Below are 14,341 nucleotides of genomic sequence, written 5' to 3'. Positions count from 1 at the left end.
TTGCTTTAGCGGCTTTAGAGGCAGTAGTTAACAGTTGTTATAGTTCTACCCCTGGTCGAGCATAAGTCTGTACTACTGCTACTGCATTGGAGCAGCTAAGTTCCACAGGACTTACGCAAAATTATGACAAAACGTACTGCCTTCGGCGATCGCAGAGCATTTTTTACCCATTAGCAGTTTTATGTGCTTGGAGATTCTGTTGGGGTTACGGGTGTTGGATTTGTTGGGGTTACGGGTGTTGGATTTGTTGGGGTTACAGGTGTTGGATTTGTTGGGGTTACGGGTGTTGGGGTTACAGGTGTTGGATTTGTTGGGGTTACGGGTGTTGAATCTGTTGGGGTTACAGGTGTTGGATCTGTTGAGGTTACGGGTGTTGGGGTTACAGGTGTTGGATCTGTTGAGGTTACGGGTGTTGGGGTTACAGGTGTTGGATCTGTTGAGGTTACGGGTGTTGGGGTTACAGGTGTTGGATCTGTTGAGGTTACGGGTGTTGGGGTTACAGGTGTTGGATCTGTTGAGGTTACGGGTGTTGGGGTTACAGGTGTTGGATCTGTTGAGGTTACGGGTGTTGGGGTTACAGGTGTTGGATCTGTTGGGGTTACGAGTGTTGGATTTGTTGGGCTGATTGGTAATGTGTTATTTTGCGGATTTTTATTTGTCGGGTTTTCTGTTGACGAGTTTTGAGTTGGTGTTAGGGTTGGACTAGAATCAGCACCAACGCTACTATCCTCAGTGTTTACTTTGCTGTTGTTACTACTTGGTACACTCTGCTGGTTAGTATTTGTCGAGGCTTCTCCTGTTTTCTCTGAAGAGTTTGCTGAAGAATTGTCTTTACTACTAGACAAATTTGAAGGACTAGGAGTTAGCTGCACAAAAGAGGGGTTTTCAATTACTCCCTCGCCTTTTATCGGTGGTTGTGCTTCCAAAGCCGCAGCAGTTTCGGCTTGAACACTGGTGATTGCAGGATCGGGTGTAGGCACAGGATTCTGCCTGTTCAAATCAAGTTCCCGAACCATCTGGCTCGTTTCATAAAAATTTCTTAAATCAAAATCATATAACCTCTGAAATTCGCCTTTAATTATAATCACCATTTGCCCTGCTTCCAACACCTGGCTTTGAGAACCTTTCTTGTTAAAAACTTCAATGCCGCTATTTGTCAGCGCACCCACAATCGTGGTGTCTGTTTGTTGGTCGTAGCGTACAAATAATGCTGAACCACGAATTGCTGCTGCTGCATTTGGTGTTTGTATACGTGTTTGCCCCTTTCCTGGTGGGATGAGCAACAACACAGTCCCGTTTGTCAGTTTAAAGTCACGAGTCTTCGGCAAAAATTGAAATAACGCCTGTTCTCCAACTCGTGCCAAAGAGCCATCATTAAAACGCAAATCCGCTAGGGAAGCTTGACCAGTTGACAGCCCGTCCCCAGGAGTCATTGCATCTAATTTGCGTGCAGGACGTTTCTTCAATTTATCTTTGGGTATCAGTTGTACGATGTTGCGGAGGTTCTGAATCTCTGCTCGCGTTAGAGGAGTTGTAGCACTTACCCGATTTGGCAAAGGCAGTACTATAACTCCCCATAAACCAATCACTAATAATGGAAACGATTTATAAAACATAGTTTGAGAAATGTTGACTTTCAACTAATATCATAAAAATTAAATTTTAAGCTAATCCTAATTGTTGTAATAGTTTTTTAGGTAAATTAGTTTAAATTTTGATTTAGATTTAATGCATAAAATAGATAATCAATAAAATAATGACTCATGTTTGATTTTTGAAAAAACTTAGTAAACATCTATTACCTTTTTTCGTGTCCATCTATTCCTTATCTATGTAAGCAAGTTCATAAATCAAATTTGGATTACTATATGTATTTATTTGATTTAAGTTTTCCTTGTGAACCTGAAATTATATGCAATAAAGTCTGTAGCAGATTCAAAAGTTAGTATTTGATATAAACAATTAAATCAGAAGTGTCTTACATATAATCCTTTATAATCAGTTCAGCTAGAGGATCGTTAATTATGGGGGACAATAACTTGCTAAGGATTTGTTGTGAAATTACCCACTAGCTGTATTTCACTAAAATTTAAACAGCAATTTCATGATAGCATCTCAGTTTTACAAAAAATCTGGGAAAAAATCCGAAAAGCAGCAATTTTAGTTTGTAGTCTAAGTATATACCTACAAAGCTAAAATAGATGCAATCAACTGTATCTTTGTAGTCGGAACTTCCGATACAGCTTGTGGGTCTACATTTGCCAAACGCAATTAATGCGATCTAACCAGATGCGACTTAAGAACTGGAAAAATTTGTTTTTTTGTATTTTGTTAACGTCCAGTGGTGGAACCTGGTGTTGCATTAGAGTAGATGCGACAGAATCTGCAATTACAGATGTTTGGCATCCTAATAATTTAGCAACTACACAGGTAACTCATGAGCAGTTATGTCATAAATTGGAGCAAAAGGCAATTAACTCTTTGTGCAAGCTGTCGAGTGAGTCACATACTTTAGATTCTCGGATGCCGTTAAATCTGGCACAGCAAACACCAGAAACGAGTCAAATCCCAGATCAAACCGAAGAACCGATAGATACTCAAAAGCAAAATGACCCGCCACAGCTAGAATCGCAGCCAAATAATGTGCCCATATCTCCTTCAGACTCAAAAGAGCAACTATTAAATTTACCTGAGATAGAATATTCCCAAAGGCTAGAGAGGTTGATAGAACTGCTACGATCGCCAAAACAACCGTTTGAATCTAATAGCGATCGCGAATTGGGGTTACGGGTGCGGTTACGACCTCTAGAACAACAGCTACCACCACCGACAGAACAACCCGTACCTAAATTTAAACCTATCGGCTATCTACAAGGACGTGTCGGCTACTTCCAAACAAGTAACATTTTTTCCTCAAATGATAGTCCCATAGAAGATGGTTTAATTATTTCTGGACTGACACTAGCCTCTACATATTTTCCTTTAGGATCTAAGACTTTTGTAAATGGCTCAATTGATGGCAATCTGATTCGTTATATAAATCAATCAGAATATCATTACAACCAGGTGAGATTCAATCTCGGTATTTACCAGCAGCTATCCCAACGAATGTTTGGAGAAATCAGTTGGAGCAATCAACAGTTATTTTATGCCAACAGCAGCGATCGCTTCGATAGCTTCAAAGCAGGCGATCGCTTTTTAAATGAAAATTCCCTACAACTGTCTTTGGGACGCCGAGATCCCTTAACTTCAAGATTAACCCTAGATAGCTTCTACGAATTGAATGTAAATTTTGCTGATCCCCAAAGTCGTAATCGGATAATCAATTCCTTTTGGGTGTCTCTCAACTACTACTTGCAAAAGCCTCTCCAGGTTGGTATTGGCTACCAAATGAATTTATCAGACTTTACACAGCGCGATCGAGAAGACGAATTTTATCGGCTATTCGGACACTTAAATTACCAAATATCCGACACCATTAATATGAATATGCAGGCTGGAGTAAGTTTAGGTAGTTCAACCGCCGAAAACATTGATTTTGATGGCTGGTTCTTCACTATTAATTACAGTTTGCAATTAGGTAGGTTTTGAAATTTGTCCTTTGTCATTAGTCATTTGTCCTTTGTGATTTATCCTTTATTAAAAACTAATGACCAATCACCAATGACCAATGACTATAAATAGGAAATCCAATCACTCCAGCTACCAGCATAAAGTTTACCCTTGCTAATACCAGCTAATTCTAAAGAAAGTAAATTCACACAAGCAGTAACGCCAGAACCGCAATATACCAAGATTTCTGCGGCTGTTTCTAGCTTTTCCCACCGACGCCGTTGTTCTTCTGGAGGGAGTAGGTAGCCGGAAGAGTCTGTAACTTCTTGCCAGGGATAGTTGACTGCACCGGGAATATGTCCAGCAATCGGATCGATAGACTCTCCTTCGCCTCGGTAGCGATCGCTCTCTCTTGAATCTACCAATGCTACCTCGTGGCTATCTTTCCGGCTTTTCACCGCTGTAATATCTACCACCTTTTCTGTTTGTACTTGAGCGACAAACGTACCCATTCGGGGGGGAGGAATAACATCTGTAACAGAATACCCAGCTTTTTGCCATCCAGCCAAGCCGCCATCCAGTACTGCTACTTGCTCGTGTCCTAGATAGTGCAACAGCCACCATAGACGAGCCGCAAAGGCAAAGCGCGAATCATCATAAGCTACAACTAAACTTTTTTGGTAATTTACCCCAATCGCTGCCAATTTGTTAGCTATATCATTAGGGTTAGGTAAAGGATGTCTTCCACCATGCTTACCCACTGGACTGGAAAGATCCTGATTCAAATCTAGATAATATGACCCCTCTATATGACTTGTTTGATACTGTTGTTGTCCTAGTTGTGGATCGGCTAAAGAAAAGCGACAATCCACAATAACGACTTGCGGATCTTCTAGATGTTCAAACAGCCAAGATGGCGAAACAATAAATTGAGGATTGGGCATGGGGCATGGGGCATTGGGTAAAACAGTTCCTCTTTGCCTAATACTGAATGAATAAGTTATATTTATTACTCAATATTAATCAAAGGTATCGGTCATTATTTAGTTTTTTTGTTAAAATGTCAAACTTAGAAAATTTTACACCTAAGTTAACAGCAGATGGTTCTTTCACCTTTGTCTCTCAAGAGTTTGGTGAATCGTTTCACAGCCATTCTGGAGCGCAGCAGGAGAGTTTTTGCAAGTTTGTGGAACCTACTCAACTGGCTACAGCAGCGCAAAAACCAATCTTGCGACTATTAGATGTTTGTTATGGTCTAGGATATAACACGGCTGCTGCTTTGCAAACAATTTGGGCAGTGAATCCTAGTTGTTGTGTTGAAGTAATCGGTTTAGAACTGAATCCAGTGGTGCCACAAGCGGCGATCGCTCATCAGTTGTTCGACAATTGGAACTGTAACTATATTGAAATTTTGAAAAAGCTAGCTTTTGAGCATCAAGTACAAACACCTTGCCTGAAAGCGAAGCTACTAATTGGCGATGCTAGAACTACGATAACTTTAGTACGTCAGTCGGGTTTCTGGGCAGATGCAATTTTCCTCGATCCCTTTTCACCACCACAGTGTCCTCAATTATGGACTGTTGAATTTATTAAACAGCTGTCATTGTGCTTACATCCAGATGGTTTATTAGCCACCTATTCTTGTGCTGCTACTGTACGCACAGCACTTTTGTCTGCTGGCTTGGTGATAGGTTCTACCCCACCCGTAGGAAGGCGATCGCCTGGTACAGTGGCAACACATTCTAAAAATGCTGAGTCTAAACACCACTCCCCACTGACTACCCTCTCAGAACTTGAAAAAGAACACTTGCTAACTCGTGCTGCTATTCCCTATCGCGATCCTCAATTGAGCGATTCAACCGAAGTCATAGTCAGGCGGCGACAACAAGAGCAACAAATCTCTTGCCTAGAACCTGCCTCCCATTGGCGAAAAAGGTGGCTATTGGGAACACAAGGTAGGGATTTGATGGGAACTAGTTTGTAGTTTGATTGCAATATAATACAATATGCTACACTTAGGGACTGCAAGCCTAATTCAACGAGTTTTTACGAGCCGAATAGCTTATCTATATGTTAGTATTCGAGATTACATACTGTTTAACAGTACTTGAGTATTGCTATAACAGAGTAAGTAAAAACATTTATATTTAATGATTACAATGATTACTATACAGACTTGAAACTCAAAATCCGATATTTCGATATAAAAGAGTCAATTATAACGCTTTCTGACGCCACAAGGCTAAAAAATCTCCGTAAAAAACCTGATTTAACATTTGTGAGAATTTATCATACTGGAATTAGAAGCAAAAAATTTGACAACAAAATCCACCTTGTTCTTAACATAAAAGATACATGCTGCGAAAAATTCCGAGCGGCAGCTTGACATCATGCATAATCCATATCGAAACTCTGACTCAGATACAGTCGAATCTTAAATTTGTTTTTAAAATCTGACACTGTTAACTAACTTGTGCAAAAACTTGGAGTGCCTTTGTGATTCAATGGAAATCCAACCATACAGGCTTTACAGAAAAAATTGTTAATGGGTCAAACCCCATTAGCACAGTGAAGAGTATCGGTTCAAATCATGCCGTGGAATCGCAAAATGCGGAGGGTTCTTCTTTAGGCTTATCTCAAGGAGATCTTATGCTTGAAGATAGGCAAGCAATGTCTTCTTGGATAAAATCTGATGTTAATTGTGGTGATGATTCATTGGTCTCTAAAACACTACAAGCCAAAGGTTCTAAAGTGAATGGGTTTGATTTAGATCCGCCGAAGGTTTTAGTAGTTGACGATCATGCCGCCAGTCGGATGACTGCTGTTGCCCTCTTGGGGATGGAAGGATACGAAGTAATGGAGGCGGACAGTGGTTCTATTGTTGTGGGATTGGTAACTCAAAAACAACCAGATTTGATTTTGCTGGATGTAATGATGCCAGGAATGGATGGATTTGAAGTGTGCCAATTGCTTAAACAGGATGAGCAGACTAGACTAATCCCAGTAATTTTTATTACAGCGTTAAATGACAGGCGATCGCGCATTCGGGGAATTGAAGTTGGAGCAGATGATTTTCTCACCAAACCCTTTGATCGGGTGGAACTAGCGGCGCGTGTAAAGTCCTTGGTGCGGCAGAAGCGTCTGAACGAAGATTTAGACCATGCCGAACAAGTACTGTTTTCTATTGCCATGTCCATTGAAAGCCGCGATCCCAATACAGGCAACCATTGCGAACGTCTAGTAAAACTGGGACAAGTTTTTGGTGAATACCTCAACCTCTCACGCTATCAAATTCGAGATTTGATGTGGGGTGGTTATCTCCACGATATCGGTAAGGTAGGTATTCCCGATGCTGTACTGCTAAAAAAAGGCAAACTTACCCCCGAAGATTGGCAAATTATGCAGCAGCACGTTTTGATTGGAGAAAAAATCTGCCAACCACTACGAAGTATGCGCGGTGTAATTCCGATTATTCGTCATCACCACGAACGCTGGGATGGCTCAGGCTACCCCGATCGACTCAAGGGGGATGATATTCCCTACCTAGCGCAAGTATTTCAGTTAATTGATATTTACGATGCCCTAACTAGCGAACGACCTTACAAAAGAGCTTTTACTTCAGCAGAAGCCCTTTTAGTGATGCAAGAAGAAGCTGATTTTGGTTGGCGTAATCCGAAACTAATGCAGCAGTTTGCAGAGTTTATTTACTATTGTCAGCAAAAAGGCAAGAGTGGGGAATAGGGAGTAATGATTTGTAGCTGCTGTAATCAACGCTAATTGGTATTATGGTAATCTCCACTTTTGAGGAGTGAAATTATACCGACTATTGAATTCTGACTCCTTTGATATTTTCAGTCTTCTATAATTAGCTGGTATGATTTGAGCCGAGATTTTAAAGTACCAACAGCATTAATCACAATTTCACTGATAGCTGATAGCTAATTATGGTAGTTGTAGCAATTCTAGCGGCAGGACGCGGCACACGGATGAAATCACGCTTACCCAAGGTTTTACATTCTTTGGGTGGGCGATCGCTATTAAAGAGAGTTCTCGAAAGTGTAGAACCACTTTCGCCCTCACGGCGAATCATGATTGTGGGATATCAATCCGAGGAAGTGCAAGCCGCCATGCATTCAATTCCCAGTTTGGAGTTTGTCGAACAGACTGTGCAATTGGGGACGGGTCATGCTATCCAGCAATTACTTCCTCACTTGGAAAATTACACTGGAGATTTGCTGGTACTTAACGGCGATTTACCGTTAATACGTAGCGAAACTCTTAAGCAGATGTTACAAACTCACATCCGAAATCAAAACGCTGCCACTATTCTCACCTCGCACCTACCTGACCCCACAGGCTACGGGCGCGTTTTTTGTAACGATGAAAATATTGTGCAGCAAATGGTCGAACACAAGGATTGTACAGCTGCTCAAAGACAAAATCAGCGGATTAACGCTGGAGTTTATTGCTTCCGCTGGCCAGATTTGGCAAAGGTGCTTCCCCACCTCCAGGCAAACAATGCCCAAAAAGAATACTATCTTACCGATGCCGTGACTCAGGTGGGACAAGTAATGGCAGTGGATGTGGAAGATTATCAAGAAATTCTCGGCATCAACGATCGCCTGCAACTAGCAACAGCATCCGAAATTTTGCAAAAACGAGTCAAGGAAAAATGGATGCTGGCAGGTGTCACCCTCATCGACCCCACAAGCATCACCATTGATGAAACAGTGGAATTGCAGCCGGATGTAATTATTGAACCCCAAACTCACCTGCGGGGAAATACGGTAATTCAAACAGGAAGTCACATCGGGCCAGGGAGTTTAATTGAAAATAGTCAGTTAAGTGAAAATGTCACAGTGCAATATTCAGTAGTCATAAATAGCACCGTGCAGGCCGGAAGCCAAATTGGTCCTTATACTCATTTGCGCGGTCAGGTACAGGTGGGTGCTGGTTGCCGTGTGGGGAATTTTGTGGAATTGAAAAATACGCAATTAGGCGATCGCACCAATGCAGCACATTTGTCATATATAGGCGATACTGTTGTCGGCAATCAGGTGAATATTGGTGCTGGTACAATTACTGCCAACTATGACGGCGTGAAGAAACATCGCACCAAAATAGGCGATCGGACAAAAACTGGGGCCAATAGCGTTTTAGTAGCTCCACTCACCTTGGGAGATGATGTCTATATCGCCGCTGGTTCTACTGTGACAGAAGATGTACCTGATAATTCTCTAGTAATTGCCCGTAGTCGTCAGGTGGTGAAACCAGCTTGGCGCAGGAAAAGTGTTGACAATAAAACCACAGATCAACATAAATAATTCATCGGTGTTAATCGCGGTTGATTTGTGGTTTGAGAGCATAAACCAGGATTTTTGCGAGTTGTCTAATCTAGCTAGATTAGTAGTAAAACCAAAATCTCAACATGTAACATGGAAGAACTGCTAGAACTTAGGCAATTTCTAGAACAAGGCAAAATCCATGAGGCGCTGCTGTTGGTGGATGAGTTAGAAGAAATGAGCCTCAGTGACAAAATCAATAAAATTGATAGTTATGGTGTGATTCTGCTCATCCATTTAATTAAACAAAAGGCTGAAAAACGTTCTACTCGCTCTTGGGATGTTTCAATAGAAAATACAGTACGTGAAATCAACAAAATAAATAAGCGCCGCAAATCCGGTGGTTTTTACTTGAATCAGGCAGAATTAATCGATATTCTGGAACAAGGATATCAAGTGGCACTGAAACGAGCGGCGCTAGAAGCTTTTGAGGGGCGTTATGAAGCCCAAGAATTAGCCGCAATGGTTGACCAGCAAGAAACTTTAGCCGAAGCGCTGAAACTGATTCAACAATAGCCGATCAGTTCGTTGCCAGTCCATTCCAAGGTGTCGCCAATTTGTTCGCCATTGTGGTAGGCAGCGAGTAAGATTTCGCTAGTTTTTCCCCAAGCGATCGCTCCACTAGCATCTAAGGCGATCGCTCCCAAATCGCGTTTGTTCTCGTGGGCTTCCCCAAAGGATCGCTGCATGGCATCCTTTAGTGACATCCCATCAGTGACACGCACTACAATCCGAGGAGCTAGACACTCATCGATGATATCTTCGCCAATGCCAGTACAGCTAACACCAGCATTACTAGTAGCATAATTACCTGCTGGCATCGCCGAATCACTTACCCTGCCAATCCGCTCAAATCCCTTACCACCAGTAGAAGTGCCAGCAGCTAACTTACCAGATGCATCTAAAGCTACTACACCGATAGTACCGCGTCCGGCATTGCTGGTTTCTAGCAGTTCGGGTTCTGCTACCACACCAGCCATTGTGCTTTTAAAATTATCCTGGCGCTCTTGTATCCACTCTTGTAACCGCAAATCAGTTAAAGCGTTATAGCTGGGAATTTGCATTTCCCGCGCCAACTCAGCCGATCCGAAATCTGATAGCACCCGATCTGGCGAGCTTTGTAAAAATTGCGCTAAATCAATAGGATTTTTCACCCGCGAGATATTAATCACACCACTAAACCGCCCTGATGCACCATCCATCAAGGAAGCACTCATACGAATTTGTCCATCAGATTGCAATACTGAACCAGTACCAGCATTAAAGCGGGGGTTGTCTTCGAGCATCTGGCAACCCTGCACCACAGCCTCTGAGGCAGCTGCTCCTGACAATAGTAGAGAATAAACTTCTTCTATTACTGTATGCAGCGATCGGCGCACCGCCTCTAATCCGCCTTTACCGTGGAGAGAACTACCAGCCCCTCCATGAATAATTAATTTAGGTTGCACCTGTAACTTCATTAATCTCTTGCGCTATTTGCGTCTGTATTGCGGTTGGTTTCATTTTGAGGTTCAGAACGGCGACGACGACAACGTTCTGAGCAATATTTCACATCTTCCCAGCAATCTTGCCACTTTTTACGCCATGTGAAAGGACGTTGACATACCGGACAGATTTTTGTAGGTAGGTCAGATTTAGAACGAACACGTCCCATATAAATACTGTGTAAATGAGAATTTCATTTCCGAAGGAGATGGAAAATAATTATAACCAGTTTGCTATGAAGACAGGATACATTCAACGAATAAATATCTTGTCAATCTATCTTTAGACCTATTTACGACATCTCTCTTAAAAGAAAAGAGGCTTTGAATCTTACTATCTTTCTTTCTTAGGGACTTGCAAAAAATAAATTATCCCAAATTATTTCTAGATTTGTAGGGGCACAAGGCATTGCATTGGCGTCAACTTAAGGTTAAAGCTTTTAACAGATTATCTCGCTCCCTGTCGGAGACTAGGAATGCCTAATGGGAGGCACGAGATTTTAAACGAGTTCTAGCTTAAGTTGACTGAGATCAATGAAGGCCATGAAACATCCCTGACGGGTTAGGACAAGGCTGTTTCATTGCCTAAAAGGTGCTGATTTACAGGCGTTTCAAGCAAAAAAATCAGGTAAATAAAAAATCTGATTGCACAAGAAGATGGTGATGCCTCCAGCAAGGTTTCGCCAACGCACTGAAATTGACTTTTTGAAATAGTAATTTTCCGATTACTAACTTCCCCAAATTTATTGCCTATATTGTTAACAATATCTTTAATAGATTGGTGAAACAGCCTTGGAGGTTAGGGAGATTAAAAGTGCCTAAACTCATATCGAAACACTTTTCAAACAATCTATAAATACTAAATGTTGCCAGTAGCTTGATAATACATAGCAAAGTAATTTTTAAACAATTTATAAATACTAAATACTGTAAATAACTTGATAATATAATGTTTTTTTTCTTTACAAAAAATTTACGTAAAACTACTATTTATCGAATTCTAATAGTGCTATTGTTTGTATGTCACTAAAAAACAAGTTGTAGTGGCACAACAACAAACAAGTTGACCTTACTAACTCTTAGGAAAGTAAAATCATGATTATCAACGATCTTTCTCATGTCGAAACCGTTCTTGAAAATGAGAATGTTCAAGGTGGATTAGCACTTGCAGATTCTACTGCAGTTGCATATGCTTTGGGTAAAGACTTCGCTGGCATAGCAACTAACACCGCAACCTTTACTTACTCCGGCAAATTCAGTGCAGCTGGTGGTGCCTCTAAATCTAAATCTGCTTCCGCCTAAATATGCCTTAGTACTACGATGTACTACAGTGCATTTTAGATAGAAAAATTGCTGAAAGTTGTTAAAAACTTTCAGCAATACATTTGTTTTTCAAGGAGAGCTTTTTTTATGGAACGATTAAGAATTTCCGATCTGAGTTTTTGTGAAGATGAAGTTTCCGATCTTAGTCAAGTACAAGGGGGATTTGAATCTGGTTTCGTAAGTAGTCTTTCTACTGCTATCAATAGCAAATTTGAATCAGGCTACTACGTTGATAAGAATGGCAAAATTGTCCCTAAAATTGAAGCTAGCACTAGTGGTGCTGCTGCTGGCGCTGTTGCTGGTGGTATTGCTGCTGGTGGTAAGCTTGTTTTATATAGCTCTACATTTGCAACAGCTTCCTAAAGCTTGCATAACCACATTGTAGGTAACTTTTATGGGCGATGTCCATAAAAGCTTCTTATAAATATTTCTATACCTCTATCTTATACCACATATAGCAGTATAAGACAGTAGGTAAAAGCGACACTTCAACGTCGCTCACTGACCATGCTTGTTTTGGAGTTCAAAGCTTTTGAAAAGTCAGCCCAGATAACAGCAGTAGATAATGCAATTCTGACTGTAAAGTTCATTTTAAATAGCTGTATTTTGCTATGAATGAATGTTAAAAATACAGCTAAAAACGATTTGCATCAGTATTGAATTGATTCTGCTGTATTTGCAGCTAACTTTTTTTTTGCTAATGAACTTAACTCAATGGCAAGACTTACCAGTGGAAAACAAGCATGGTCTTCTATCTCTCGGTTTTATGACAACTGTAAAAAGGGTACTCTGGGTTTAAAACGATATCCACAGTTCTTAGTATCAGTTCCGTATTTGAGTTGAGTATTTTGGGAAAGTTTTTTTAAGTCATGGTTGCGTTAAACCCATAATATACAAGCCAGAAATACTCATATTTGTAGTGAAATTGTCAAGATTACACTATCGACTAGAACACACGTTTGTAAGTGTGTTTGTGTAATTAATAGGGACGAAAACGCAGCTAGAAAGTGCGATTCATTCAGTCGAAACCAAATAATTGGGGGATGACTGGCTTCTACAGGGTAATCAATGAGGATTAAGTTTGCACTTTAATCCCTTGGAGATGACAAATTCATTGTTATAGCTATTTATTAGCATTTCTTTAATGCTTGCCTGTCAGGGTGCAAAATCACAAAATCATTTGCATACCTAATAACTTGGGGTTTCCATAAATGCCATTTCCCCTTAATTTTTATTTTTCAGGGAAGACGCTTTTTATAGCAGTTCTCGTTTATGTGAGTTACACCCTGCTATATTATGGTTTCTAGACTGTGCAGAGCGACATTAGCCAAAAGTACAGAGAATATAGCGATTCTCAGTTGAATGAGGTACAAAAACCCCCCACCCCCAACCCCCTCCCCGCTTTTCGAGAGGGGGCTATGATGTACCTCATGTGATTAGGAAACGCTATAGAGTAGTTTTGGTCTGGCTTATCAGTCTCTTTTACCCAGTTCGCTTTTACGATGGATTAATGTGACTTTGCTTTCGCTATCCATCACCTGAACTTTCCTCAATGCAAACATACTAAACAGACCTTAAATCCTTATTAACAAACAACGCAGCCGAAGAAGCTCTTTTACGCTTGCGTATCGAGACAGCACCAAACATAGTGCAACTAAACAGCGAACCTAGAATTGTTGAGGGTTCTGGGACAGTATAGACGCTCACCTGATTACTTTTAGATTCTATTAAAGTTAAACGAGTTGACTTATCGAAAGTACGGGAATATTTACCCTTAAAGCTAGTCAAAGCATATTCTTGTGTCCCGCCAAAAGATTTATCAATAGAAGTCTGACTTGAATCAAAAGTTATGCTACTACTAGGTTCAAATACAAAAGCATCATTATTACCTATAGTTGATAAATTTCCAGAAATCTTGAAAGAGTCCAAAAGATTACCAGTATCGCTGTCGTATAACTTATATAAGAACTCTCCACGAGCATTTGCACGTTCAGTCAATGCATCATCAATGGATGTTTTAAGGTTAAATAAGCCACTGAAATCAAAAGAAAACTCTTTGTCCACTGTAAAATCATAGCCAATAATCGCAGCAAAGCTTTCTGCCGACCCTGTATAGCCATCACCCTGACCTTGAGCTTGGCTGAAGGACAAATTGGAAGCAGAGTTGTTTGCATCGACATTAAACTTAGCCTCAGCGTTAGCATCAGCAGTTACTTGACCACCTGTGCTAATTGTTTTAGTCACAGTATCAGTCAGAACCTTAACACTTAAAGGGCTGCTACTAAAATTGTTGATATTGAATTTTGACTCAGAATATGCAATGGTAGCAGCTTGGCTCGGTAAGGTTGCCAATATCGAAGTAGCGATCGCTGGAGTAGCTAGTGTCAAAAAACGCTTTACAACTTTGGTGTATTGTTTCATACGATTACTCATTTTTACTTTTATAATGCTAGGATTGTAAATTTGTCATGCTTACTGACTCCTTGCTAATGAGCAGGAGTAAAATATAGGCAAGCATGATGAACAACTTGGGAAATTATCAAGCCGTTTTTGTCTTATGCAGAAGAAATCTTCTATTCGTAAGAACAAATTTTATTTACCGTCTGTACAACATAAATTCAGTAATAACCACATCAGTGA

12 protein-coding genes are annotated in these 14,341 nt (G+C 40.6%); 7 read left to right on the top strand and 5 right to left on the bottom strand.

Going from position 1 to position 14,341, the window contains the following annotated elements; genetic code table 11:
- Positions 1-179 precede the first annotated feature (179 nt).
- Positions 180-1,616 carry a FecR domain-containing protein gene (locus tag HWQ58_RS31955; protein ID WP_292871872.1) on the bottom strand — a complete coding sequence of 479 codons (1,437 nt, stop codon included), beginning with the start codon at positions 1,614-1,616 and terminating at the stop codon, positions 180-182.
- 673 nt (positions 1,617-2,289) lie between these two features.
- Here HWQ58_RS31955 and HWQ58_RS31950 point away from each other — a divergent pair.
- Entirely contained in the window at positions 2,290-3,591 is a 1,302-nt protein-coding gene (locus HWQ58_RS31950) for a hypothetical protein (protein WP_292871926.1), read from the top strand.
- Between the two features lie 83 nt (positions 3,592-3,674).
- On the opposite strand, the gene HWQ58_RS31945 is transcribed toward HWQ58_RS31950, so the two are convergent.
- The gene (locus HWQ58_RS31945; protein ID WP_292871870.1) at positions 3,675-4,496 is read right to left on the bottom strand and encodes a sulfurtransferase; all 822 of its coding nucleotides are present in this window, start codon (positions 4,494-4,496) and stop codon (positions 3,675-3,677) included.
- Positions 4,497-4,612: 116 nt separating this feature from the next.
- Between HWQ58_RS31945 and HWQ58_RS31940 the strand changes: the two genes are divergently transcribed.
- The 4 genes from HWQ58_RS31940 to HWQ58_RS31925 all read left to right on the top strand — a co-directional run bounded on the left by HWQ58_RS31940 (position 4,613) and on the right by HWQ58_RS31925 (position 9,410).
- Positions 4,613-5,536, top strand: a complete 924-nt coding sequence (locus HWQ58_RS31940; RefSeq protein WP_292871868.1) for an MnmC family methyltransferase — start codon at positions 4,613-4,615, stop codon at positions 5,534-5,536.
- 512 nt (positions 5,537-6,048) lie between these two features.
- Positions 6,049-7,293, top strand: a complete 1,245-nt coding sequence (locus HWQ58_RS31935) for a two-component system response regulator (RefSeq protein ID WP_292871866.1) — start codon at positions 6,049-6,051, stop codon at positions 7,291-7,293.
- Positions 7,294-7,496: 203 nt separating this feature from the next.
- Entirely contained in the window at positions 7,497-8,876 is a 1,380-nt protein-coding gene (glmU, locus tag HWQ58_RS31930; RefSeq protein WP_292871864.1) for a bifunctional UDP-N-acetylglucosamine diphosphorylase/glucosamine-1-phosphate N-acetyltransferase GlmU, read from the top strand.
- 111 nt (positions 8,877-8,987) lie between these two features.
- Positions 8,988-9,410: a DUF29 family protein gene (locus HWQ58_RS31925; protein ID WP_292738451.1), complete on the top strand. Its 423-nt coding sequence runs from the start codon at positions 8,988-8,990 to the stop codon at positions 9,408-9,410.
- Here the strand turns inward: HWQ58_RS31925 and HWQ58_RS31920 are convergent.
- Together HWQ58_RS31920 and HWQ58_RS31915 are read right to left on the bottom strand one after the other, a co-directional pair.
- A complete protein-coding gene (locus HWQ58_RS31920) occupies positions 9,401-10,354 on the bottom strand; it encodes an isoaspartyl peptidase/L-asparaginase (protein WP_292871862.1) in 954 nt (317 codons plus the stop codon). The two genes, HWQ58_RS31925 and HWQ58_RS31920, sit on opposite strands and share 10 nt — an antisense overlap.
- Positions 10,354-10,548: a DUF2256 domain-containing protein gene (locus tag HWQ58_RS31915; protein ID WP_292871860.1), complete on the bottom strand. Its 195-nt coding sequence runs from the start codon at positions 10,546-10,548 to the stop codon at positions 10,354-10,356. The genes HWQ58_RS31920 and HWQ58_RS31915 overlap by 1 nt, the downstream gene beginning before the upstream one ends.
- A 925-nt stretch (positions 10,549-11,473) precedes the next feature.
- On the opposite strand from HWQ58_RS31915, the gene HWQ58_RS31910 reads away from it, so the two are divergent.
- A complete protein-coding gene (locus HWQ58_RS31910) occupies positions 11,474-11,680 on the top strand; it encodes a hypothetical protein (protein ID WP_292871858.1) in 207 nt (68 codons plus the stop codon).
- Positions 11,681-11,788: 108 nt separating this feature from the next.
- Positions 11,789-12,064: a hypothetical protein gene (locus tag HWQ58_RS31905; protein WP_292871856.1), complete on the top strand. Its 276-nt coding sequence runs from the start codon at positions 11,789-11,791 to the stop codon at positions 12,062-12,064.
- 1,200 nt (positions 12,065-13,264) lie between these two features.
- Here the strand turns inward: HWQ58_RS31905 and HWQ58_RS31900 are convergent.
- Positions 13,265-14,122 carry a PEP-CTERM sorting domain-containing protein gene (locus tag HWQ58_RS31900; RefSeq protein ID WP_292871854.1) on the bottom strand — a complete coding sequence of 286 codons (858 nt, stop codon included), beginning with the start codon at positions 14,120-14,122 and terminating at the stop codon, positions 13,265-13,267.
- Positions 14,123-14,341 lie beyond the last annotated feature (219 nt).

Source organism: Nostoc sp. LPT, assembly GCF_017115165.1.
Classification (GTDB): Bacteria; Cyanobacteriota; Cyanobacteriia; order Cyanobacteriales; family Nostocaceae; genus Nostoc.
The sequence above is the reverse complement of the archived record's forward strand: the minus strand, read 5'-3'. Positions and strand labels throughout refer to the sequence as shown.